The organism is Comamonas antarctica, from assembly GCF_013363755.1.
GTDB classification, from domain to species: Bacteria; Pseudomonadota; Gammaproteobacteria; order Burkholderiales; family Burkholderiaceae_C; genus Comamonas; species Comamonas antarctica.
Window position 1 is genome coordinate 4,077,209 of sequence record NZ_CP054840.1, and the last position, 22,873, is coordinate 4,100,081.

At 64.8% G+C, this 22,873-nt stretch carries 18 protein-coding genes; 13 read left to right on the forward strand and 5 right to left on the reverse strand.

Annotated features, from left to right (window positions below):
* Positions 1-83: 83 nt before the first annotated feature.
* Together HUK68_RS18985 and HUK68_RS18990 are read right to left on the reverse strand one after the other, a co-directional pair.
* Positions 84-1,766, reverse strand: coding sequence for a methyl-accepting chemotaxis protein (locus HUK68_RS18985; RefSeq protein ID WP_175505611.1), 1,683 nt, complete (start codon positions 1,764-1,766; stop codon positions 84-86).
* A 94-nt stretch (positions 1,767-1,860) separates the two neighbouring features.
* On the reverse strand, positions 1,861-4,119 hold the full coding sequence (locus tag HUK68_RS18990; protein ID WP_175505612.1) for a heavy metal translocating P-type ATPase: 2,259 nt from the start codon (positions 4,117-4,119) through the stop codon (positions 1,861-1,863).
* 156 nt (positions 4,120-4,275) lie between these two features.
* Between HUK68_RS18990 and HUK68_RS18995 the strand changes: the two genes are divergently transcribed.
* Together HUK68_RS18995 and cueR are read left to right on the forward strand one after the other, a co-directional pair.
* Positions 4,276-4,470 (forward strand): heavy-metal-associated domain-containing protein, encoded by a 195-nt coding sequence (locus HUK68_RS18995; protein ID WP_175505613.1) that lies wholly within the window; start codon positions 4,276-4,278, stop codon positions 4,468-4,470.
* 53 nt (positions 4,471-4,523) lie between these two features.
* Positions 4,524-4,958, forward strand: coding sequence for a Cu(I)-responsive transcriptional regulator (gene cueR, locus HUK68_RS19000; RefSeq protein WP_175505614.1), 435 nt, complete (start codon positions 4,524-4,526; stop codon positions 4,956-4,958).
* Between the two features lie 177 nt (positions 4,959-5,135).
* Here the strand turns inward: cueR and HUK68_RS19005 are convergent, their stop codons facing one another.
* A complete protein-coding gene (locus HUK68_RS19005) occupies positions 5,136-5,780 on the reverse strand; it encodes a TetR/AcrR family transcriptional regulator (protein ID WP_244146210.1) in 645 nt (214 codons plus the stop codon).
* A 135-nt stretch (positions 5,781-5,915) separates the two neighbouring features.
* On the opposite strand from HUK68_RS19005, the gene HUK68_RS19010 reads away from it, so the two are divergent.
* From HUK68_RS19010 to HUK68_RS19040, 7 genes are all read left to right on the forward strand, one after another.
* The gene (locus HUK68_RS19010) at positions 5,916-6,773 is read left to right on the forward strand and encodes an ABC transporter ATP-binding protein (RefSeq protein ID WP_175505616.1); all 858 of its coding nucleotides are present in this window, start codon (positions 5,916-5,918) and stop codon (positions 6,771-6,773) included.
* Positions 6,770-7,651 carry a branched-chain amino acid ABC transporter permease gene (locus tag HUK68_RS19015; protein WP_175505617.1) on the forward strand — a complete coding sequence of 294 codons (882 nt, stop codon included), beginning with the start codon at positions 6,770-6,772 and terminating at the stop codon, positions 7,649-7,651. The genes HUK68_RS19010 and HUK68_RS19015 overlap by 4 nt, the downstream gene beginning before the upstream one ends.
* A gap of 2 nt (positions 7,652-7,653) precedes the next feature.
* Positions 7,654-8,691 carry a branched-chain amino acid ABC transporter permease gene (locus HUK68_RS19020; protein ID WP_175505618.1) on the forward strand — a complete coding sequence of 346 codons (1,038 nt, stop codon included), beginning with the start codon at positions 7,654-7,656 and terminating at the stop codon, positions 8,689-8,691.
* Positions 8,692-8,724: 33 nt separating this feature from the next.
* A complete protein-coding gene (locus HUK68_RS19025) occupies positions 8,725-9,906 on the forward strand; it encodes an ABC transporter substrate-binding protein (protein WP_175505619.1) in 1,182 nt (393 codons plus the stop codon).
* 16 nt (positions 9,907-9,922) lie between these two features.
* Complete coding sequence (locus tag HUK68_RS19030) at positions 9,923-10,750, forward strand: ABC transporter ATP-binding protein (RefSeq protein WP_175505620.1); 828 nt, start codon at positions 9,923-9,925, stop codon at positions 10,748-10,750.
* A 12-nt stretch (positions 10,751-10,762) separates the two neighbouring features.
* Positions 10,763-12,589: an AMP-dependent synthetase/ligase gene (locus tag HUK68_RS19035; protein ID WP_175505621.1), complete on the forward strand. Its 1,827-nt coding sequence runs from the start codon at positions 10,763-10,765 to the stop codon at positions 12,587-12,589.
* Positions 12,590-12,759: 170 nt separating this feature from the next.
* On the forward strand, positions 12,760-13,947 hold the full coding sequence (locus tag HUK68_RS19040; protein WP_175505622.1) for an acetyl-CoA C-acyltransferase family protein: 1,188 nt from the start codon (positions 12,760-12,762) through the stop codon (positions 13,945-13,947).
* A gap of 202 nt (positions 13,948-14,149) precedes the next feature.
* On the opposite strand, the gene HUK68_RS19045 is transcribed toward HUK68_RS19040, so the two are convergent.
* Positions 14,150-15,196, reverse strand: a complete 1,047-nt coding sequence (locus HUK68_RS19045) for a recombination-associated protein RdgC (protein WP_175505623.1) — start codon at positions 15,194-15,196, stop codon at positions 14,150-14,152.
* Between the two features lie 295 nt (positions 15,197-15,491).
* Between HUK68_RS19045 and HUK68_RS19050 the strand changes: the two genes are divergently transcribed.
* The 3 genes from HUK68_RS19050 to HUK68_RS19060 all read left to right on the forward strand — a co-directional run bounded on the left by HUK68_RS19050 (position 15,492) and on the right by HUK68_RS19060 (position 17,358).
* Positions 15,492-16,079, forward strand: a complete 588-nt coding sequence (locus HUK68_RS19050) for a Spy/CpxP family protein refolding chaperone (RefSeq protein WP_175505624.1) — start codon at positions 15,492-15,494, stop codon at positions 16,077-16,079.
* A gap of 212 nt (positions 16,080-16,291) precedes the next feature.
* A complete protein-coding gene (locus HUK68_RS19055; RefSeq protein WP_175505625.1) occupies positions 16,292-16,867 on the forward strand; it encodes an acyloxyacyl hydrolase in 576 nt (191 codons plus the stop codon).
* Positions 16,868-17,031: 164 nt separating this feature from the next.
* Positions 17,032-17,358: a hypothetical protein gene (locus HUK68_RS19060; protein WP_175505626.1), complete on the forward strand. Its 327-nt coding sequence runs from the start codon at positions 17,032-17,034 to the stop codon at positions 17,356-17,358.
* Positions 17,359-18,334: 976 nt separating this feature from the next.
* On the opposite strand, the gene dinG is transcribed toward HUK68_RS19060, so the two are convergent.
* The gene (gene dinG, locus HUK68_RS19065) at positions 18,335-20,497 is read right to left on the reverse strand and encodes an ATP-dependent DNA helicase DinG (RefSeq protein WP_175505627.1); all 2,163 of its coding nucleotides are present in this window, start codon (positions 20,495-20,497) and stop codon (positions 18,335-18,337) included.
* Between the two features lie 953 nt (positions 20,498-21,450).
* Between dinG and HUK68_RS19070 the strand changes: the two genes are divergently transcribed.
* The gene (locus tag HUK68_RS19070) at positions 21,451-22,692 is read left to right on the forward strand and encodes a GGDEF domain-containing protein (protein WP_175505628.1); all 1,242 of its coding nucleotides are present in this window, start codon (positions 21,451-21,453) and stop codon (positions 22,690-22,692) included.
* Positions 22,693-22,873 lie beyond the last annotated feature (181 nt).

Here is a 22,873-nt window from a genome sequence, read left to right on the forward strand (position 1 = left end):
CCAAGGCAAGATGCGCCCCCTTGGGGTGGCCCGCATAGGGGCAGCGACCCACACGCAGTGGGGAAGCGTGGGGGCTTTTTGCTTCAGGCGCTGATCAGCGGCCGGCTCGGCGCGGCCGTCACCAGTGCCGGCTCGACCGGCTGGGCCGACTGCGGCGTCTGGCCTGCGGCATAGCCGACCGCGGCACGCATCATGCCGGTGTCGTTGGCCAGGCGGAACTGGCTCACGACCTGGGCCAGGCGTGCGGCCTGCTCGCGCAGCGACTGCGCAGCCGCGGCCGATTGCTCGACCAGCGCCGCGTTCTGCTGCGTCATCTGGTCGATATCGCCCACGGCCTGGTTCACCTGGCCAATGCCCGACGACTGTTCGCCCGAGGCCGCGGTGATCTCGCCAATGATGTCGCCCACGCGCTGCACGCTGCTGACGATCTCCTGCATGGCCTTGCCCGCATCCTCGACCTGGCGCACGCCGCCGCCCACGGCCTGTTCGCTGCTCTGGATCAGCGCCTTGATCTCGCTGGCGGCCTGCGCAGAGCGCTGGGCCAGGTTGCGTACCTCGCCGGCCACCACGGCAAAGCCGCGGCCTTGCTCGCCCGCGCGTGCGGCTTCCACCGCCGCGTTCAGCGCCAGGATGTTGGTCTGGAAGGCAATCGAATCGATCAGGCCGATGATGTCGCCGATCTTGCGGCTCGAGGCGGTGATTTCCTGCATGCTGACCACGGCCTGCTGCACGATCTGGCCGCCCTGCGTGGCCGTGCCCGAAGCCGAGGCCGAGAGCTGGTTGGCAAGCTGCGAAGACGAGGCGGTCTGCTGCACCGTCGAGGTCAGCTGCGACAGCGAGGCCACGGTTTCCTGCAGGTTGCTCGCGGTCTGCTCGGTACGCGCCGACAGGTCTTCGTTGCCCGAAGCGATTTCCTGGCTGGCCGTGGCAATGTTGCCGCTGGCATCGCGCACCTGGCGCACCATGGTGCTCAGGCCGTCCTGCATTTCCTCCAGCGAGCGCTGCAGCTCGGCGACTTCATCGCGGCCGACGATCTCGGTGCGCTGCGACAGGTCGCCCTGCGCGATCGCACGCGTGGTCTCGCGCACCCGCTCCAGCGGACGGCAGATCGAGACCATGTTCAGCAGCGTCAGCGGCACCACCAGCAGGATGGCAATCGCCACCGCCAGCACGAACAGCCACTGCGTCTGGTCGGCCACGGCCTGCTCCTGCGCGATCAATGCGTCCACCTGGCTGTTGAGCAGCTTTTCCAGCTCGACCATGGTCTTGTCGGCCTCGGCAAACTCGGCCATGGCGTTGGCGCCCATGCGATTGGCAATGGTCGCGGTGTCGTAGCCGCCGGCTTCGAGCTGGCGCGCCACATGCTGGAACTTCTGGCTGTAGCTGTCCAGGCGCGCCAGCACGCTGGTGATCAGCGCCTTGTCCGCGTCCTCGCCGCCGGTGAGGAAACGGCCGCCAATGCTTTTCGCATTCTCGAGGCCCTGGTTCCATTCGCCCTGGGCCTTGCGCACCGCTTCGGGACGCTCGTACTGGATGATCATGTCCTTTTCGGCCAGGCGCACATCGGCCATCGATTTGCGCAGGTCCACCAAGTGGCGCAGCTTGGTATGCGACTGGTCGATGAACTGCTGGCTCATGTCATGGATGCGCAGCATCCCCCACATACCCGCACCGCCGAGCAGCGCGAGCAGCGTCAGCACCATCACAATCGCGCCAACCATCCGCATCCGGATGGTGGCCATCCGCATGAGCACCAAAACATTCATGATCTATCGTCCTCTCACTGACAGGCAAACTGCGGAGTTCCGCAGGAACAAAATGTTGCAGTTTGCCAGAGGTCGAAGAAAAGTAGCCCATGGTTTAGCGGGTATATGCGGTCTTTTTCAACAACAAGGCATTGGTCATGACCGTCACCGAGCTCAGGGCCATGGCCGCCCCGGCCACCACCGGGCTCAGATAGCCCAGTGCCGCGAGCGGAATCCCGGCCACGTTGAACGCAAAAGCCCAGAACAGGTTCTGCCGGATCTTGGCCACGGTGCGCCGCGAAAGGTCCAGCGCCTGCGCCACCAGCCGCGGGTCGCCGCGCATCAGCGTGATGCCGGCCGCGTGCATGGCCACGTCGGTGCCGTTGCCCATGGCCATACCGACATCGGCCGCCGCCAGCGCGGGCGCGTCGTTCACGCCATCGCCCACCATGGCCACGATGCGGCCGCCCTGGCCCGCATCGCGCAGGCGCGCAATCTGCGCGGCCTTGTCGGCCGGCAGCACCTCGGCCAGCACCTCGCCTTGATCGGGGTCAAGCCCCAGGCGCCGCGCCATCGCCTGCGCCGCGCCGCGGTTGTCGCCCGAGACCATCACGGTGCGCAAACCGCGGGCCTTGAGTTCGGCCAGCGCCTCGGCCGCACCGGGCTTGGGCTCATCGCCAAAGCCCAGCAACGCGCGCAGTTCGAGGCCCTGGGCGCTGCGCTCGGCGACGGCCGAGACCGTCGCGCCGTCCTGCTGCCACTGCGCCGCGGCCTCGGCCCAGGGTGCGGCATCCAGGCCGCGCAATTCCAGCTCGCGCATCCAGCGCAGGCTGCCGATCAGCAGTTCGCTGCCCTGGGCCCGACCCTCGGTGCCGCGCCCTGCCACGGCGCGCACCTGCTCAGGTGTGGCGACCTCCAGCTGCCGCGCCTGCGCGGCCTGCATCACGGCACGCGCCAGCGGATGTTCGCTGCCGCTTTGCACGCTGGCCACGCGTGCCAGCAGCGCATTCTCGTCGGTGCCGGGCAGCGCCATGAAGCGCGTCAACTGCGGCTTGCCCTGGGTCAGCGTGCCGGTCTTGTCGAAGGCCACGGTGTCGACGCGGTGGGCCAGCTCCAGCGTCTGCGCATCCTTGATCAGGATGCCCTGCTTCGCGGCCACGCCCGTGCCGGCCATGATGGCCGTGGGCGTGGCCAGCCCGAGCGCGCAGGGACAGGCGATGACCAGCACCGCGACCGCATGGATCAGCGCCTCTTCGGCGGGCGCGCCAGCCAGCAGCCAGCCCACGAGCGTGACCAGCGCAATGCCCAGCACCACCGGCACGAACACCGCCGCGACCTTGTCCACGAGCCGCTGAATCGGCGCCTTGCCCGCCTGCGCATCCTCGACCAGCCGGATGATGCGCGCCAGCACGGTCTCGTTGCCGACGGCCTGCACCTCGAGCACGATGCGGCCCTCGCCATTGATCGAGCCGCCGGTCAACGCATCGCCGGTTTCACGTGAAACCGGCAGCGGTTCGCCGGTCAGCATCGACTCATCGACCTGGGTATGGCCTTCGCGCAGCACACCATCGACGGGAATGCGCTCGCCCGGGCGCACCACGATGCGGTCGCCGAGCATCACTTCGGCCACGGGCACATCGACCTCGCCATCGCGGCCCAGCAGGTGCGCGGTGTCGGGGCGCAGCGCATGCAACGCGCGGATGGCCTCGGTGGTCTGGCGCTTGGCGCGGCCTTCGAGCCACTTGCCCAGCATCACCAGCGTGATCACCACCGCCGACGCCTCGAAGTACAGATGCGGCTCGGTGCCGGACGGTGCCGTGAGCCACAGCCACATCGACAGGCCCCAGCCCGCCGAAGTGCCCAGTGCCACCAGCAGATCCATATTGCCCGTGCCCGCCTTGAGCGCATGCCAGCCGGCCTTGTAAAAGCGCGCGCCCAGCACGAACTGCACCGGTGTTGCCAGCACGAACTGCAGCCACGCCGGCAGCATCCAGTGCGCGCCCCAGAGCATGCCGACCATGGGCAGCACCAGCGGCAGCGACAACGCAATGCCCAGCGCCACCGGGCCGAACCCTGCCCAGGCCGAGACCTGCTGCGGCGGCCCGTCGGCCGATAACGGGTGCGGCTCATAGCCGGCGTCGCGCACGGCGCGCATCAGCCGGGCCTGCGTCTGCGCCGCGGTCTGGCCGGCATCGGCCTTGACCTGCACGCGCACGCTTTCGGTCGCCAGGTTGACCGAGGCCTGCGCCACGCCCGGTACGCGCTGCAGGGCGCGCTCGACACGGCCGACGCAACTGGCGCAGGTCATGCCGGATACGCCAAAGTCCACGTCGCTGAGCGTGGGGCCTGGAGGAGGAGTCGACGAGGTATTCATGGCCCAGAGGTTAAACCTTGACGTCATGTGAAGGTCAAGCCTACTGCCCTGTGGACATGTGGATAACTACGGTGCTTGACCTTCTCATGGTGTTAAGGTTCATCATGGCTTCCATGGCGCATCGGGCGCCAAAAGTTATCCACAGGAATGAGCGCTATGCAACATGTATTTGAAGTCCAGGGAATGACCTGCGGCCACTGCGAAAAGGCCGTGACCCAAGCCGTGCAACGCATCGATGCCCACGCCAGCGTGCAGATCGATCGCGGCCAGAACCGCGTGGTGGTCGACAGCAGCGCAGACCCGGCGGCGCTGCGGGCCGCGATCGAGGAAGAAGGCTACCAGGTGGCTTGAGCGCCACGCCAATGGCCACAAGCATTTCACATCTTCCCAGCAGAGTTATCCACATGCCGTCAACACTGTCATCCACACCGCAATGGCCGGTGGCCATTGGCGAAGCGGCGCGCCGCGCGGGCGTGTCGGCGCGCATGCTGCGCCACTACGAAGGCCTGGGCCTGCTGGCGCGCGTGGCGCGCAGCGACAGCGGCTACCGCCAATACAGCGAAGCCGATGTGCATGTGCTGCGCTTCATCCGCCGCAGCCGCGACCTGGGGTTCTCGATCGAGGAAATCACCACCCTGCTGGGCCTGTGGCAGGACCAGGAGCGCACCAGCGCCAGCGTCAAGCAGATTGCCCAGGCGCATATCGACACCCTGTCCGAGCGCATCGCCGCGATGCAGGCCATGCAGCGCAGCCTGCAGTCGCTGGTGCAGTGCTGCCATGGCGACGACCGGCCGGATTGCCCGATATTGGACGATCTGGCGGCCGCGGATGAAGTGTGAGGCAGAGCACCTTGAGCCTGCCTCGCCGGCCGCGTCGAAGGGCCTGAGCTGCTCCCCATTTTGAAGACAGGACGTTCATGGTTCGACGGGCTCACCACGAACGGGGGGATACCGTTCGCCCTGAGCCTGCCTCGCCGGCCGCGTCGAAGGATGAACGTCCTGCCGTCAAGCCATGCGCTAGCGCCTCAACACCCCCGCCAGCAGCGTCTTCAGACATTGCTGCGCCACTTCTTCCGGCGAATACTCCCCACCCGCCTGATACCACCGCCCTATCCAGCTCAGCGCGCCGCCGATCACGAAAGCCGCCATCTTTGGATCACAGGGCGCGAGGCTGCCTTCCTGCACGCCCTGGGCCACCAGCCGGCGGAATTCATGGTCGATCGCGGCCTTGATGCGCCGCAGCTCGGCGCGATTGCTTGCCGAGATCTGCTCGTCGCCGACGCGGATCAGGCACATGCCGAAGTCCTGCGTGACGATGCGCGCATACACCTGCATGCAGGCCGTGAGCTGGTCGAGCGCGGTGCCGCCCGCGCTGCGTGAGGCCTCGATGCCATCGAGCATCAGCTGCAGCCCCTGGCGCACGCAGCCCAGCAGGATCTCCTCCTTGTTCTTCACGTAGTAGTACAGCGTCGGTTTGCTCACACCCAGCCGCGCGGCAATGTCGTCAAGCGAAGTGGCGTGATAGCCGCGCTCGTTGAACAGCTGCGCGGCCGCCGACAGCACGGCCTGGCGCTTGGCCTCGCGCTGCTGCGGGCGGTGCTGCGTGGCGGGCCACAGCGGCTCTTCATCGAGGCTGTCTTCGGGGTGCAGGGAGGTCTTCATCGGTGTTTCCATGGGTGGCGGGAAAGTCCCGATGCCTCGGCCTGAGGTCGCCAACCAGAATCCTACTCGTGGGTAGACCAGTCTACGCACCCCAGGTCACTAGTCCGGTTCGCACAAACCCGCAGAAGAAGGCCGATGGAGACACACACCACAGGCAGCGCCGCTGCCCCCCTGCTGCAGGTCGATGGCATCACGCTGGCGTTTGGCGGCGTCAAGGCGCTCAATGGCGTGGGTTTTGCCGTCCAGCCGGGCTCGATCACCGCCGTGATCGGCCCGAACGGCGCGGGCAAGACCTCGCTGTTCAACACCATCTCCGGTTTTTACCGGCCCAATCAGGGCCGGATCCTGTTCGAGGGCGCTGACATCAGCCAGGTGCACGCGCCGCAGCGCGCCAAGCTCGGCCTGGGCCGCAGCTTCCAGAACATCGCGCTGTTCCGCGGCATGACAGTGCTCGACAACATCAAGCTCGGCCGCCATGCGCACCTCAAGACCCACGTGCTCGATGCGCTGTTCTACCTGGGCCGCGCGCGCCGCGAGGAGGCCGCGCTGCGCGCCGAGATCGAGGAGCGCATCATCGACTTCCTCGAGATCGACCATATCCGCCACGCGCCGGTCGCGGCCCTGCCCTACGGCCTGCAAAAGCGCGTCGAAATGGCCCGCGCGCTGGCCATGCAGCCCAAGGTGCTGATGCTCGACGAACCCGTGGCCGGCATGAACCGCGAGGAAACCGAGGACATGGCGCGCTTCATTCTCGATGTGCGCGCCGAATGGGGCGTCACGGTGCTCATGGTCGAACACGACATGGGCATGGTCATGGACCTGTCCGACCATGTGGTGGTGCTGAACTTCGGCCAGGTCATTGCCCAGGGCACGCCGGCCCAGGTCCAGGCGGACCCCGAGGTGATCCGCGCCTATCTGGGTTCCGGCGATGTCGGCGACCTGCGCCAGCGGCTGCATGCGGGCCTGCAAGGCGCTGCCGCGGAAGGATCATGATGGACTGGGCCTACCTGTTTGAAATCAGCCTCACGGGCCTGGCCAGCGGCGGCCTTTATGCCCTCGCGGCGCTGGCCTTCGTCATGGTCTACAAGGCCACGCGCGTGGTGAACATCGCCATCGGCGAGATCCTGATGGTCGGCGCGTATCTGTTCTTCACCTTCTCGGCGAGCCTGGCGCTGCCGCTGTGGCTTGCGATCCCGGCCGCGGTGCTGTGCTGCGGGCTGCTGGGCGCGGTCATCGAACGGACCATCATCCGCCCGCTGCTGGGCGAGCCGCCGATCTCGGTGTTCATGGTCACCGTGGGCCTGGCCTCGGTGCTGGTGGGCCTGGTGGAGATGATCTGGACCGCCGACCAGCGCCGCCTGCCCGACTTCATGCCCACGCAGCCGATCATGATCGGCGAAGCCTTTCTCGCGCCCAAGATCTTCTGGGGCGCGGTGATTGCCGTGGTGTTCATTGCCGCGGTGCTGCTGGTGCTGCGCTTTTGGCGCGGCGGCGTCGCGCTGCGCGCCACCGCGTCGGACCAGGCCGCGGCCTATTCCATGGGCATCAACGTGCCGCGCGTGTTCTCGCTGGCCTGGGTGGTCTCGGCCATGATTGCCGCGGTCTCGGGAATCATCGTCGGCTCGATCGGCGGCATCTCGTCGTCGATGGGCGTGTTCGGGCTGTCGGTGCTGGTGGTGGTGATCGTCGGCGGACTCGACAGCGTGCTCGGCGCGCTGCTCGGCGGGCTGTTCATCGGCCTGATCGAGGCGCTGGCTGGCGCCTACCTCGGCGGCGAATACAAGCTGCTGAGCACCTTCATCATGCTGGTCATCGTGCTCATGATCCGGCCCTACGGCCTGTTCGGCACGCGTGAAATCGAGAGGCTGTAGTCATGCGCATCGGCACCCTCAAGCAAAGCTATGTCGCCGACGCGGCGCTGTTCGACTCGCGCACGCAGAAGGTCTGGCTGGCCGTCGCGGGCGCGCTGCTGCTGCTGTTTCCATTCATGGCCAGCGACTACTGGCTGTATCTGGCCTGCCTGGTCAGCATCAACGTGGCGAGCGCCACGGGCCTCAACATCCTCACCGGCTACACCGGCCTGGTGAGCCTGGGCCAGGCGGCCTTCATGGGCCTGGGTGCCTACACCGTGGCGATTCTCGAAACCCGGCTGGGCACGCCCTTCCTGCTCAATCTGCTGGCCGGCGGCATCGTCGCCATGCTGGGCGGGCTGGTGGTCGGCATCCCCTCGCTGCGCGTCAAGGGGCTGTACCTCGCCATCGCCACGATCGCCGCTTCGTTCATTGCCCACTTCCTGTTTGCCAACCTGGCATTCACCGACGGCACCACGGGCATCTCGATGCCGCCCGCCAAGTTCTTCGGCGTTCCGCTCGACACCTCGTTTCGCCTCTATTGGGTGATCGTGCCGATCACGCTGCTGCTGCTGCTGGGCGCGGCCAATCTGTTTCGCACGCGCATCGGCCGGGCCTTCATTGCGATCCGCGACCGCGACATCTCGGCCGAGGTGCTGGGCATCCCGCTGCTGCGCTACAAGCTGCTGTCGTTCGGCCTGTCGTCGTTCTACGCGGGCGTGGCGGGCGGGCTCTGGGCGTATTTCTTCCGCGTGGTCACGCCCGAGAGCTTTCCGCTCTTGATGTCGATCTTCTTCCTGGCCGCGATCATCGTCGGCGGCATGGGCTCCATCCTCGGCGGCATCCTGGGCGCGGCGTTCATGACCATGGTGCCCGAGCTGCTCAAGCTGGTGGTCGACCTGCTGCCCGGCGGCAGCGAGCTCACGGTGTTCCTGTCGCCGGTGCGCACCATCGTCTTCGGCCTGCTGATCATTGGTTTTCTGGTGTTCGAGCCGCTGGGGCTCGCAGAAGTGTGGCGGCGCATTCGCCGCTTTTTCCACCTGTGGCCTTTCCGCAATTGAGCGGCAGCGCCCTGTCATCGACGAGGAACAAGCATGCAACAGAACCTGACTTCGCAGCGCCGCCGCTCGCTGCTGCTGGCCGCCGGGGCCAGCCTTGCCGCGCCGCTGGCCGCGCAGGCCCAGACCGGTGGCGAGGACATCGTCATCGGCGGCTCGATTCCCATGACCGGCGTGTTTGCGTTTGCCGGCGTGGGCATCAACCTGGGCATCGGCGACTACGTGAAGATGGTCAACGACGCGGGCGGCATCAAGGGCCGCAAGCTGCGCTACGTACCCGAGGACACGGGCTACAAGGTCGACGTCTCGGTCGCGGCCTACAAGAAGCTCACCAGCCAGAACAGGATCAACCTCTACTACGGCGACTCGACCGGCTTCTCGAAAACCATCAACCCCGAACTCGACCGCAACGGCAACATCCTGATGGCCGGCGCCTCGTTCGCCACCGAGCTCAACGACCCGAAGAAGTACCCGAACCAGTTCCTCGTCGGCCCCGATTACACCGAGATGTTCGGCATCCTGCTCAAGCACATCGCCAAGGAAAAGCCCGGCGCCAAGGTGGCCTTCGTCTACTCCGATTCCGAGTTCGGCCGCGACCCGATCGAGGCCAGCGAGGCGATGGCCAAGAAGCTGGGCCTCACGGTGCCGATCAAGCTGATGACGCCCGCGGGCAGCGTCGACGTCTCGACCGAGGTCATCAAGCTGCGCCGCGCCGCGCCCGACTACACCATCTTCCACGGCTACATCCTTGCGCCCATCCCCGAGTTCGTGACCCAGGGCAAGCAGATGGGCATGACCAGCAAGTGGATGGGCACGTTCTGGACCATGGACAGCTCCACCGTCATGAAGATGGGCCCGGCCGGCGACGGCTTCATGGGCGTCATGCCCTACCGCTACTACTACGACACTTCGGCCCCCGCGCCCACGCTGGACAGGATCCGCAAGCTGCGCCCCGAATACCAGAGCACGGCCTACCTGCAGGGCTATCTCGCGGCGATGCTGTTCGTCGAATCGGCCAAACGCTGCCTCGATGCGGGCAAGCCGCTGAACGGCCCGAACCTCAAGGCCGCGCTCAACAGCCTCAAGGACTTCGACACCGGCGGCCTGATCGGCGTGCCGATCACCATCCGCGGCAATTCGATTCCCGTGGGCCGGGTCTACCGCGCCGACATGAAGGCGCAGAAGATGGTGCCGGCCTCGGACTGGATCGCGCTCTGACACCGGGAACGCGCGCATGACCCGGCCGTCCGATCTGGTCCTCGAGGTCAACAACATCGAGGTCATCTACAACAAGGCCGTGCAGGCCCTGCGCGGCCTGTCGCTGGCCGTGCCGCGCGGCCAGATCGTGGCGCTGCTGGGCAGCAATGGCGCGGGCAAGTCGACCACGCTCAAGGCGATTTCCGGGCTGCTCGCGCTGGAGAACGGCGCGCTGGCCAGCGGCAGCATCCTGTTCGACGGCCTGCCGGTCGCGCAGCTCGCGCCGCAGCAGCTGGTGCGCCGCGGCCTGTCGCATGTGATGGAAGGCCGGCGCGTGTTCGAGGACCTCACCGTGGAGGAGAACCTGGTCGCGGCCAGCTATGCGCTGACCGGAAGATCCAGCGGCCGGCCGGACGCCAGGCCCGACTACGACCTGGTCTACAGCTACTTTCCGCGGCTGCACGAGCGCCGCAAGGGCCTGGCCGGCTATCTGTCGGGCGGCGAGCAGCAGATGCTGGCCATCGGCCGCGCGCTGATTGCCGAGCCCACGCTGATCCTGCTGGACGAACCCTCGCTGGGCCTCTCGCCCCGGCTGGTCGAGGACATCTTCGGCATCATCGCGCGCATCAACGCCGAGCGCGGCACCTCGATGCTGCTGGTCGAGCAGAACGCCACCGTGGCGCTGGCCGTCGCGCACCGCGGCTACATCCTGGAAAACGGCAAGATCGTGATCGACGGCCCGGCCGAGCTGCTGGCCGGCGACGCCGACGTGCGCGAGTTCTATCTCGGCATGGGCGGCGCGGGCGAGGCCCGCGGCTTCAAGGACCTCAAGCACTACAAGCGCCGCAAACGCTGGCTTTCCTAGGAATTGTTCCACATGAAACATTCCGCCTCTCTTCCCCCGCTGCCCAACCGCACCCTGCCGCAGCAGTTGCGCGAACTCGCGCGCAGCCAGCCCGCACGCATTGCGATCCGGCAAAAGAATTTCGGCATCTGGCAGCCCGTGACCTGGGCCGGCTACTACCAGCGCGCCGCGCATTTCGCGCTGGGCCTGCATGCGCTGGGCCTGCGCGCGGGCGGCCACATGGGCGTCATTGCCGAGAACCGCCTCGAATGGGTGCTCGCGCAGATGGGCTGCGGCCTGATCGGCGCGGTCACCGTGGGCGTCTATCCCACCAGTCCGAGCAACGAAGTGGCCTATGTGGTCGCGCATGCCGATATCGAGATCATGGTCTGCGAGGACCAGGAGCAGGTCGACAAGCTGCTGGCCGCGCGCGCCAGCCTGCCGCGCCTGGCGCATATCGTGGTCATGGAGACCAAGGGCCTGCGCAGCTACTCCGACGAGGAGCGCGCACTGATCACGCCGTTTGCCGAGGTCGAGGCCCATGGGCACGCGGCCTGGCATGACCAGCAGCCGCTGATCGACCAGGCGCTGGCGCAGCAGTCGCCCGAAGACATCGCGCTGATGATCTACACCTCGGGTTCGACCGGCAAGCCCAAGGGCGCGATGATTTCCTGGCGCAACATCCGCGGCGTGGCGCCGGGCATCATCGAACGCCTGCAGCTCAGCTCGCAAACGCGCCACCTGTCGTACCTGCCGCTGTGCCATGTCGCCGAGCAGATGCTGACCACCTTCGTGCCGATCTACCTGGGCTCGCAGGTGCACTTCGGCGAGTCGGTACGCACCGTGCAGGAAGACCTGCGCGAAGTCGCGCCCAGCATGTTCCTCGGCGTGCCGCGGATCTGGGAAAAGATGCATGCCAGCCTGAGCATCAAGCGCCACGAGGCCGGCCGCTGGCAGCGCCGGCTGATGGACCACGCCATGGCCGCCTGCACGCCGCTGGCCGACAAGCCGCGCGCGCAATGGCGCCTGGGCGAGCGCCTCAGCTATGGCTGCTGGTACTGGCTGGTGCTGCGTGCGCTGCAGAACTTCCTGGGCCTGCGCTGCGTCGAGGTCGCGCTCACCGGCGCGGCGCCGATCCCGGCCGAGGTCGTGCGCTACTTCCGCGTGCTGGGCATTCCGCTGATCGAGGTCTACGGCCTGACCGAGTCGAGCGGCATGGTGCTGGGCCACCGGCTCGACCAGGTGATTCCCGGCACCGTCGGCCAGCCGATCGCAGGTGTCGAATGGCGGCTGGCCGACAACGGCGAGCTGCAGATCCGCGGCGAGATGGTGTTCGCGGGCTACTACCGCAACCCCGAAGCCACGGCGGCCACGCTGCAAGGCGGCTGGTTGCACACCGGCGACGTGGTGCGCGAGGAGCAGGGCCAGCTGAAGATCGTCGACCGGCTCAAGGACATCATGATCACCGCCGGCGGCAAGAACCTCACGCCCTCCGAGATCGAGAACGCGATGAAGGCCAGCCCCTACATCAAGGAATGCGTGATCGTTGCCGAGGGCCGCAAGTTCGTCGCCGCGCTGGTCATGCTCGACGCCGAGACCGTGGGCCAGTGGGCGCAGTCGCGGCGCATTCCGTTCACCCACTTCCGCTCGCTGGCCGAGCACCCCGAAGTGCTGGCGCTGATCGACAACGAGATCGCCGAGCGCAACCAGCGCCTGGCCCAGGTCGCGCAGATCCGCCGCTTCCATCTGCTGACCAAGGAGCTGGACCATGACGACGGCGAGGTCACGGCGACGATGAAGGTGCGCCGCGCGAGCATCTACCATGCCTACAACGCCGAGATCGAGGCGCTGTACCAATGAGTGCCCTGCCCCGCCGGTGACAGGGCCGGCGCCCGCGTTCCTGCACAATGGCAGGTGTTTCGGGCGTGGGCGCTGGCGAACGATCCGCGCACCGGCATCGATGCACTTCCTTCAGCCAGCCAGTCCGCCGCACCGGCCCATGGCTGCATAGTTATCCACAGGACCAGGCCATGACCACTCGCGAGATTTTTGTCGTCAGCAGCGCACGCACCGCCATCGGCACCTTTGGCGGCAGTCTGAAAGACGTGCCCAACACCCAGCTGGCCACCACGGCCGTCAAGGCCGCGATCGAACGCTCGGGCCTCGATCCCGCGGCCATCGGCCATGTGGTCATCGGCAATGTGATTCCCACCGACACCAAGGACGCCTACCTGAGCCGCGTCGCGGCCATCGACGCGGGCTGCCCGATCGAGACCCCGGCGTTCAACGTCAACCGCCTTTGCGGCTCGGGCCTGCAGGCGATCGTCTCGGCGGCCCAGGCCATCACGCTGGGCGACTGCGACGTGGCCGTGGGCGGCGGCTCCGAATCCATGAGCCGCGGCCCGTATTTCGACACCGCCGCGCGCTGGGGCGCACGCATGGGCGACGCCAAGAGCATCGACTACATGCTGGGCATCCTGCACGACCCCTGGCAGAAGATGCACATGGGCATCACCGCCGAAAACGTCGCCACGCGCTACCGGATCTCCCGCGAGCAGCAGGACCAGCTGGCGCTGCAGAGCCAGCAGCGCGCGGCCGCGGCCATCGAGGCCGGTTACTTCAAGGAGCAGATCGTTCCCGTCGAGATCGCCACGCGCAAGGGCCCGGTGCGGTTCGACACCGACGAGCATGTGCGCGGCAACACCTCGCTTGAAGTGCTGGCCGGCATGAAACCGGCATTCCAGAAGGACGGCGGCAGCGTGACCGCGGGCAATGCCTCGGGCCTCAACGACGGCGCGGCCGCCGTGGTGCTGGTCGCTGGCGACCGCCTGGCCAGCCTCAACGCCAAGCCGCTGGCGCGCCTGGTCGGCTATGCGCACGCCGGCGTCGAGCCCGCCTACATGGGCATCGGCCCCGTGCCGGCCACGCAGAAGGTGCTGGCCCGCACCGGCCTGAAGATCACCGACATGGACGTGATCGAAGCCAACGAAGCCTTTGCCGCCCAGGCCTGCGCCGTGATCCAGGAACTGGGCCTCGATCCCGCCAAGGTCAACCCCAACGGCTCGGGCATCTCCCTGGGCCACCCCGTGGGCGCCACCGGCGCCATCATCACCACCAAGGCGATCGCCGAGCTGCACCGCACGCGCGGGCGCTATGCGCTGGTGACGATGTGCATCGGGGGTGGGCAAGGCATCGCGGCGATTTTTGAACGGGTGTAAATACAGCCCCAAGTTCGCCCACTTCGTGTGGCTCTCCTGGGGGGCAAGGCCCCCCACCGCGTTTTGCCTTGGGGGGGCCGCCCAGGCCGGTCCCAAGGCAAAACCAACTTCCCGTTCGTCCTGAGCTGCGTCGAAGGATGAACGTCCTGCCCTCCAAATAAAAAGAGCCGCATCCAGCGGCTCTTTTCACATTCAAGGCGTCTCAGAACGGCGCCGACTCCGGATCCGTATCTTCCGGCGCTTCCTTGGGGCCGGTCACCGCCACCAGCGGCGCCTTGGTCTTGGCGGCCGCCATGCGCACGCCCAGCACCTCGGCCGGCGCGGGTTTGTCCAGCGCCGCGGGCAGGCCTTCGCCCAGTGCCGTGCGCCCTTCCCCGCCCAGGGCCTCGATCAGGTCGGGCAGCAGCCGGCTGAGTTCGCCCGTGGCAATCGCCACATCGGCATCAAAACCGCCATCGTCCTTGGACTGGCCGTCGAACACCGTTTCCAGGAACGTGATCTTCTTGACCTGCAGGCCTTCGGTCAGCAGCAGCGACACACGGTCGTCCCAGGTCAGGGCCAGCTTGGTCGGCAGCTTGCCGGCCTCGATATGCGCCTTGACCTCCTCGATGTCCAGCGGATGGCGCGCATAGCGCACCACCGACTTGGCCTCGTCGGCGCTCTTGAGTTCACATTCCTGGTCGATGGTGAAGCCCACGGGCGGCTCCTGGCTGGAGAGCCAGTGCGCCATGGCGGCCTGGGCCGCGGTCTGCGTGTCGAGCAGCGCCACGGCAAAGCCCGGCAGGCCGTCGACCAGCAGCGTCACGACTTCATCGGCCCGTGTCTGGCTGCCGGTGTCGAGCACCAGAAAGCGTGCCTCGGGATCGATCCAGATCCACATGCCACCCTGCTTGGTGAACGCCATCGGCAGCAGGTCGAGCTTGGCTTCGTCCTTGAGCTCCTGCTTTTCCTTCTTGCCCGGCTTGCGGCCCGAGCTGCGCTCGATGGCATCGGCCTTTTCCTGCACCTTGCGGTTGAGCACGCTGGCCGGCAGCATCTTGCTTTCGCTCATGAAGCGCAGGATCCACTGCCCGCCCACCGACTCGGCAAACAGGCCTTCGCCCTCCCCGCGCGGCTGCACCCAGCCCGCCGAACGCTCCTGCGTTGCGCCACATTCGGTGAACGGCGTGCGCGCCAGCGCTTCCTCCACCTGCTCCAAGGTGCCCTGCCATTGCTCGCCAATGCGGTACACGATCATGTTCTTGAACATTCCCAACCTTTACTCATGCAGCAAAAGCGCCTGCCCACGGCCTGCGCGTCTGCCCGGTGGTGCCCCGCACCACGCTGATTGATATGAAATTGATAGCTTGCGGTGCAAACCATACAAGGCTTGCGCACCCCTCGCGCGGTAAAAAAAGGTTTCACGACCGCGCCGCAACTTGGCACTACTTTACACAGCATCACGCAGTCCACATGTGCGCGATACATGGTCCGCGCAAACTTGCCTCCAACGCTGAAGTTTTTCCCTTGCAGCGTGTTCATCCACCCAAGAAAGGACCAGCTCCATGGCTATTTTCCAACGCACCCTGACCGCCACCGCTGCCGCAGCCACCGTCTTTGCCGCGCTGGCCATGCCGGTGTGGGCCCAGTCGCCGGCCGCACCCGCTGCCGCGCCCACTACGGCCGTCGAAGCCGCGCCGCGCACCGGTCCTGCCCACGGCCCGGGCCAGCGCCCGCACGACCGTGCCGCCCATGAAAAGCGCATGGCCGAGAAAGCGCAGAAATTCCAGGCCGCACTGCAGCTGACCGAAGCCCAGCAAGCCGGCTGGAACAGCTACCGCGAGGCCATGAAGCCCGTGCGCCCGACGAAGCCGCTGGACCGCGAAGGCTTTGCCAAGCTGACCACGCCGCAGCGTATCGACCTGATGCAGCAAAAGCGCGCCGAGCGCAATGCCCAGGCCGAGCGCCGCGCCGAAGCCACCAAGGCCTTCTACGCCACGCTCACGCCGGCACAGCAAAAGACCTTTGATGCCGAAACCCTGCGCCATGGCCCCCACGGCAAGCGCCACGGCCACGGCCCCCACGGCCCGCATGGCAAGCACCATGCGCCTGGTGAAGGCAAAGGTCCGGCAGCGGCACCCGCAGCCAAGTAAACCGCTGCACGCGGGCCCTGCCGGGCCCGCCATCCACAGGAAAGCAGGCTTTGGCCTGCTTTTTTGCGTACCCGCGTTTTCCGTCAAGTAGGACCAAAGTCCCATTATTTTTTCCACGAACGACAGGATGCGGCAATTGCTTTCAACCCATGCGTTTCCAATTACCTACACTTGTTTAAAAGCGTAATTGATCCGTCCACAGGAGTTGTTCGATGCATTTGAAAATCAGCCGGCGTTTCGTCAACACATGGGCTGCCGGCGCTCTGTGCCTGGCAAGCTGGGGCACCCAGGCCCAGCCCGTCTTCAACGACCATTCCCCGAGCTGGTATGCCCAGGCCGCGGTTGCGAGCAATGATGCCTATACCGCCAGCCTGGGCGCGACGCTGCCCTGGCGCCAGTGGACATATGCGCTGGGTTCTGGCCAAGTCACCGGCCACTGGGACCTGTTTGCCAGCTACTGGTCAAGCCGCATGGCGAATGATGACCGGCAACGCAACTATGTCTTCGGCGTTGTGCCAACGTTGCGCTGGCGTGGCGACCAGGGGCAATCGCCCTGGTTTGCCCAGGTGGGCAGTGGCTTGTCACTTGCCACCGAACTCTATCAATCGGGCGACAAGCGCTTCAGCACGCGCTACAACTTTGCCACGCATCTGGCTGTCGGCACCAACTTCGGTGCCCAGCGCGAACACGAACTGATGCTGCGCCTCGAGCATTACTCCAATGCCGGCATCAAAAAGCCCAATCCCGGAGAGAACTTCCTGCAGCTGCGCTACGCCAGGAAATTTTGACGCAAGCAAGTTATCCACAGCGGTAGCCGCAAAAACGGAAATCGCTGACGAACAACCGCCCGCCAGGGCGGTTTTTTTTGGGCTTTTCACCCTGTGGATAAACCTGTTCTCAAAAACTGCATATCTTTTGACTTATCCACAAGATGCCCGGTGACCGGAAAGTTATGCCCAAAACGCCTGCAGCAGCAACCGCCCTTGGACCACATGCTTTGCGTCAACGCAAGCCGTTGATATACAAGGAAAATCATGAGTTATCCACAATATTCCTCGGCTTCTACTACTACGACTATTTAAAAATAGAACTACTAGGAACAACAACCGCGCGCAAATTTTGGGCAGCATCGCGGCGGCACATGAACAACCCATCCCATGCTTTCAGCCGAAATCCAAGAAGGAAAAATGAACACATGCATCGCAAGCCACTGGAAATTCATCCTGCAAAAAAGTTGTTCACTATTAATTTAGTAGCAAGAAACTGTTGTTATACCTAGCAATTCATGCCTTATCTGTGTAAAAAACAACATACACAAAGCTTGTGGATATCTAAATATCAAGCGTTTGCTTATCCACAGGAAGCTCAATTCGGTGGAAGTTATCCACTTTTGGCGTACATCCGGAACATGGCTTCACGCACAGGCTTGAGAAATGCGCAACCCATTGAGTTGACACAGGAAAGTCAGGTTATCCACAGCGGCGGCCGGGTTCTACTACTACGACTAATTTTTCCTAGTGAAATAAATGAACAACCAGGAGCGCAGTCGGGACAACCCCGGGAAACGGGTAATCCAGGCAAATCCGTCTTGCATCCAGAAGCGAAAAGGCGCAAAGTTCGAAGCTCGAAACGGTCATCCGGCAGAAAAACGCGGGCCTGCACGGAGAAAACGCGAAGAATTGGGGAAAACCGTTGTGGCGAGCACTGGAAACGCATGGTTGTCCACAAGTTGTTTCAAAACTTGTGGAAATAGCCGCCGCAGCGCTGCGCAAAACGGCTAAGTTGTTGATTTCGTTGATTGTTCAAATTATTTCAACGCGCCGTCATGGTTTCCGGGTTTGTGGTAACCCGGTTACATCACTGGGCGTCCAGGTGCAATGGCGTTCATGCGGTCGTCTGTGCAGAGGAAAACGAAGCCGATCAGCCCAGGCAGGCATGGGCCGGCACAGCGCTTTTGGGCAAAAGCGCGAAGCAAGGAGACAAGAGGCTGCCGTGACATCTGCCAGGCGCGCTGAAAGCCTCAGGAAGGGCTTGTGTGGTCGTCAAGCACCCTGAGGGTCAGGAAGACGGTTGGAAGGCCTGGAAGGCTTCCTGAGGTGCCATGCGGCCACGCTTGCGTTGCATGGGTGCAGTGCAACGGGAACGCACGGCAAATGCGCCTGGGATGGCTTGATGCCGCGTCCGAGGTGCTTGCACGACCGGGACACGCGCAGCGGCAGTCAGGACGCGTCGTATGCCGGATATCGCCACCGAACCTACCGGGGCAGCCGCTTTTCAAGCGCAAACGGCGGCAGGCCATTGAGCAGCCGCTGGCCGTAGCTGGTGCGCACCAGACGCTTGTCGTAACAGTAGACGAATGCGCGGTCTTCCTCGGTGCGGATGGCGCGGCCGACCCACTGTGCCAGGCGGATGGCCGTGGCTGGCACCACCAGTTCGCTGAACGGGTCCCTGCCGGCGCTGCGCAGCCATTCCGCCCGGGCCTCACCCACAGGATCGTCAGGCGGCGCAAAGGGCAGCTTGGTGATGAACAGCGACTCGCACAGTGCCCCCGGAAGGTCGAGGCCTTCGCCGAAAGACTGCATGCCAAAGATGATCGACGGCTGGCCGTTGGCGACCCGCTCGCGGTGCAGCGACAGCAACTGGGCCCGCGGCATGGCCGTCTGCACCAGCACACTGGCGCGCATGGCAGTGGAAAGGGCATCGACCGCCTGGCGCATCTGCTCGCGCGAGGTGAACAGCACCAGTGCGCCAGACTCGACACGTGCCAGGTCGTGCAGCAGCGCATCGACCATCTCGACGGTGAAGGCACTTGCCTGGCGCGGATCGGCATGCGTCTCGGCGGCCACGAAGATGCCCTGGGCGGAATAGTCAAATGGGCTGGGCACTTCCAGCGTGGTCACCGCAGCATCGCCATGCAGGCCCGACTCGCGCAGGAAGAAGTCGAATTGTCCACAGCTTGTGAGTGTCGCGGAAGTCAGCACGGCACCCCGCACCTGCGACCACAGATGGCGGCGCAAAGTGGCTCCCGGGAGCAGCGGGCTGGCATGCGCCTTGACCACGATGAATTCGCCATCTGTCTCCAACGTGAACCATTTTGCGTTGGGAACATACTGTTTGTCGTCATCTTCCGAGGGCTGCTGCAACAGTAACTGGGCAGTGTCATAGACTGCTTCCAGCCTCGGAGCCAGTGCGCCGACCTGTGCGTACATTGTGGATAACCTGCGCGCTTCTTCCGGTTTGTCGCGGATCTCGGCACGCAGCGCCTTGGAGATCGCACGCAGCGCATCGAGAAACCCGTTGGCATGGTGCGAGGCCTGGGCCAGTGGCTCGAGCAGCGCTTCGGGCAGGATGCCGCGCGCTGCCCGCACGCGTGCCGGACCCCAGCTGTCGCGCTGCGACTTGAGTTCGTCGCCATAGAAATCCATGACCAGCCGGGCCAGATCCTGCAGCGTCTGGCGCAGGTGGCCGGAGTGGCCAGGCACATCGGCGATCTCTTCGACTTCCAGCAGCGTGCCCACGCGCAGCGCGCGGCTCGCGAGCTTGTCGATCCAGCCCAGGCGGCTCAGGTCCAGTGCGCACGCAAACTGGGCCAGCGCGGTGGCCGGGAGGTGGTGGGCTTCATCCAGGACCAGCAGGCAGTTGTCCAGTTCGGGCAGAAGGCGTGCGCCCAGCGAGGACAGCAGCAGATCGTGGTTGGCGACGATGACCTGGGCCGCGACCATCGACTTGCGGCGCTCGTAATAGGTACAGCTGTCGAAAGTCGGGCAGTGCTTGCCGGTGCAGGAACTGGACTCTGCCGCCACCGGGCTCCAGGCTTCGGGTTCGGGCGGAGTCGCGAGCGAGTCGCGGTCGCCGTCCCAGACGCCGGTGGCCATCGCATCGGCCATGCTGGCATAGAACTGCATGCGCGCCTGCAACTCCTGCGCGGGACGCGCGCGCGCCGCGGCTTCTTCCTCGGCAAACAGATCGTCGCCTTCGTCATGCGCTTCGCCCGTGCCGGCAAGACGCTCCAGCTTGAGCTTGCAGACAAACCGCCCACGGCCCTTGGCCAGCGCGAACTTGAACGGTTGCTCGAGTTGCGCGGCCAACGCCGGCAGGTCCTTGTTGACCAGCTGTTCCTGCAAGGCCACGGTGGCCGTAGAAATCAGCACGCGCGTGCCGCGCGCCAGCGCCAACGTGATCGCCGGAATGCTGTAGGCCAGGGATTTTCCAACCCCCGTACCCGCCTGGACCACGGCAATGGCGCGTTCGGGCGCTTCGGCATCGTCGTCGACCTTGCCGAGCTGAGCCGCACTGAACGTGGCCGCGACCTGGCCCGCCATGCGCCGCTGGCCCTCGCGGCTGCGGAACCCGGGGATGGATGCGACGACATCATCAAACGATTCAAGGCCCAACTGGGCCCACTTTTGCTGAGACATTGAGAGCGAAATGGGCCGCCGCTTCAGGCGGCAGCAGAGATTAATAAGAAATAAAACACTGATATGTATTGAATAAGATGTTAAATCTTATGTTTTTTGCCTTACATATCGTGTTTGGAAGCGATGTGAAACATGGGTTTTCAGCCTTCCACGGCGTATTGCTGTGTATTTTCGCAGGTCTGGGAATTCTGTGGATAAGCGCGGATAAGTTTTATGCGGCGCCGGGAGGTTTGCATTTATCCACAGGCTGAGTGGCGAAGACCGGGGCTCAAGCGCTGTGCATATCCCTGTGGGCAGGCCTATGGATCTGCGGTGTATTCATGGAAAAAACCGTTTGACGACAGTCGCATGGATCACCTGTACACAGATTGTCCAGAATCGCCGTTGGAATCGGCACGCCGTGCAGATGATGGCTCTGCTGTCTTATCCACAGCAGGCAAGGCGCCCGGCAGGGCCAGCCTGTGCATAGCAATGCGTGCGACTTGAGGCGCTGCGCATTGGCGCAAGGTCCTGTCAGCGTCATGGGGGCGACTGGACATGATTGCTTAAAAAACAAGCAAAAAAACGGCGATTGCGCTGTTTCCCATATCAGTGGGGCGCCTGTTTTCCTAAAAAATCGCTGCTCTTGCTATCCAATTAATAGCAATAGGTACATGCGAGTTAAGGGTAAACACCCGAAAATGATGAAAACGATGGCTCGAACCGTTCTTTCGTCGCGTGAACCCCTGTCAAAGCGCTTTGTAATTTTTCATATCTTCGCCAATGGCCCTTAGGGCAGCATTCCCAAAGCTGTCGGCGCATTGCAACAAAGTGTTAGCGCAAGGCGTTTCTATGACAAATTAACCGTTGGATTCCCGTTTCCATCGTCCTGGCCTGCGCTGCGCCATCGATAGGCTGGCGCAACGTCTTGTATCTGCAATGCAACCGGTAAAAGCGTCAACAAGGCCCTTCACATGCCTGCCCTGCCCCCGACTCCACCTGCGACGCACAACGCTGAGCGAGCCTGTCGGCGCGAACTGCAGGTCCGCAGCCGCTGGCTGCGTTTTGCGCCGGATGTGGAGCAGCAGTTCCGGCAATTCCTGCGGCAGACCCAATCCGATAACTTCCTGGCCTGCATCGTGGTGGGCCTGGTGTTGTGGCTGGGTGTGGTGGGCTGGGACGTACTGCGCTACCGGGAGTATTTCCAGGGCACGGCTGTTGAGAGCCACTATCTTTTGACCATCGTGCCGGCGCGCCTCGTGAGCCTGCTGATGCTGGGGGGACTGATGCTGGCCGCGCGGCGCTTGCCCGACCATTGGCTGCCCGCGGCCGGCCTGGCCACGATTGCCGCCTATGGCATCTGTGGCTATGTGACCGGCTACTTCTATTTGCTGACCGGCAAGGGCGACGCCATGGCCCTGTCCATCCTGATCCTGATGACGGTACTGCTTCCCTGCGGCATGACACTGCGCCAGACGCTGCCGGTCAGCATGGTGTTGATTGCGGCCTACTGGACCGTTGCCTGGCAGTGGCTGCCGTCCGCACAATGGGTGTCCTTTCGCGCGACCGCCAGCCTGCTGATGGTCTGCATGGGCATGATGGCGTTTGCCGCCTACCTGCGCGAACGCGATGCACGCGCGCAGTTCCTGCGGCACCGGCTGCTGGATTGGGAGGCCGCGCATGATCCACTCACGGGACTGGCCAACCGGCGCAGCTTCCAGCGGCATTTCGAGATCTGTCTGGCGCAGGCGCAGCGCGAAGGCGCGACGCTGATGCTCGCCATCCTGGATCTCGACCACTTCAAGCTCTATAACGACCACTATGGGCACAAGGCCGGCGACCGGGCGCTGCAGCAGGTCGCCCTGGTGCTCGGGCATTACGCCGCGCGGCCCATGGACCTGGCCATCCGCCTGGGCGGCGAGGAATTCGGCCTGCTGAGCTATGCCGACGATGCGCAGGCGCTGCGCCAGCGCATGCAACATCTGCTGGCGCAGCTCGAAGGCTTGCAGATCATCCATGCGCATTCACCCACTGCGCTGTGGCTCACTGCCAGCATCGGCATTGCGCAGGCCGATGCGTCTGCCACCACCGAAAGCCTGTTCCTGCAGGCGGATGCCCAGCTCTACCGTGCCAAGAGAACGGGCCGCAACCGGGTCTGCGGGTTGGAACTTCCGGTGGCACAGCCCGGCATCAAGCCTGTGGAGACAACGATTTGAGCGGGGAGCTCCGCCGCGAAAACACTGCTGTATGTAAGCTCGGACAGAGCAATTAGCGAAGTTTTCGAGAAGGTGGGTGTTACCGAAGGCAAAAGGCGCGCGTGGCCTACGTTCGCGGCGCGGGGTTCCCGTATCATGCGCCGATTCAGCCGCACGGCGGTCAGGATGGCTCTGTGCCCCT

Coding starts and splice junctions, on each gene's coding strand:
- HUK68_RS18985 (WP_175505611.1), bottom strand. CDS start 1,766: ATGAATGTTTTGGTGCTCATGCGGATGGCCACCATCCGGATGCGGATG.
- HUK68_RS18990 (WP_175505612.1), bottom strand. CDS start 4,119: ATGAATACCTCGTCGACTCCTCCTCCAGGCCCCACGCTCAGCGACGTG.
- HUK68_RS18995 (WP_175505613.1), top strand. CDS start 4,276: ATGCAACATGTATTTGAAGTCCAGGGAATGACCTGCGGCCACTGCGAA.
- cueR (WP_175505614.1), top strand. CDS start 4,524: ATGCCGTCAACACTGTCATCCACACCGCAATGGCCGGTGGCCATTGGC.
- HUK68_RS19005 (WP_244146210.1), bottom strand. CDS start 5,780: ATGAAGACCTCCCTGCACCCCGAAGACAGCCTCGATGAAGAGCCGCTG.
- HUK68_RS19010 (WP_175505616.1), top strand. CDS start 5,916: ATGGAGACACACACCACAGGCAGCGCCGCTGCCCCCCTGCTGCAGGTC.
- HUK68_RS19015 (WP_175505617.1), top strand. CDS start 6,770: ATGATGGACTGGGCCTACCTGTTTGAAATCAGCCTCACGGGCCTGGCC.
- HUK68_RS19020 (WP_175505618.1), top strand. CDS start 7,654: ATGCGCATCGGCACCCTCAAGCAAAGCTATGTCGCCGACGCGGCGCTG.
- HUK68_RS19025 (WP_175505619.1), top strand. CDS start 8,725: ATGCAACAGAACCTGACTTCGCAGCGCCGCCGCTCGCTGCTGCTGGCC.
- HUK68_RS19030 (WP_175505620.1), top strand. CDS start 9,923: ATGACCCGGCCGTCCGATCTGGTCCTCGAGGTCAACAACATCGAGGTC.
- HUK68_RS19035 (WP_175505621.1), top strand. CDS start 10,763: ATGAAACATTCCGCCTCTCTTCCCCCGCTGCCCAACCGCACCCTGCCG.
- HUK68_RS19040 (WP_175505622.1), top strand. CDS start 12,760: ATGACCACTCGCGAGATTTTTGTCGTCAGCAGCGCACGCACCGCCATC.
- HUK68_RS19045 (WP_175505623.1), bottom strand. CDS start 15,196: ATGTTCAAGAACATGATCGTGTACCGCATTGGCGAGCAATGGCAGGGC.
- HUK68_RS19050 (WP_175505624.1), top strand. CDS start 15,492: ATGGCTATTTTCCAACGCACCCTGACCGCCACCGCTGCCGCAGCCACC.
- HUK68_RS19055 (WP_175505625.1), top strand. CDS start 16,292: ATGCATTTGAAAATCAGCCGGCGTTTCGTCAACACATGGGCTGCCGGC.
- HUK68_RS19060 (WP_175505626.1), top strand. CDS start 17,032: ATGCCCAAAACGCCTGCAGCAGCAACCGCCCTTGGACCACATGCTTTG.
- dinG (WP_175505627.1), bottom strand. CDS start 20,497: ATGTCTCAGCAAAAGTGGGCCCAGTTGGGCCTTGAATCGTTTGATGAT.
- HUK68_RS19070 (WP_175505628.1), top strand. CDS start 21,451: ATGCCTGCCCTGCCCCCGACTCCACCTGCGACGCACAACGCTGAGCGA.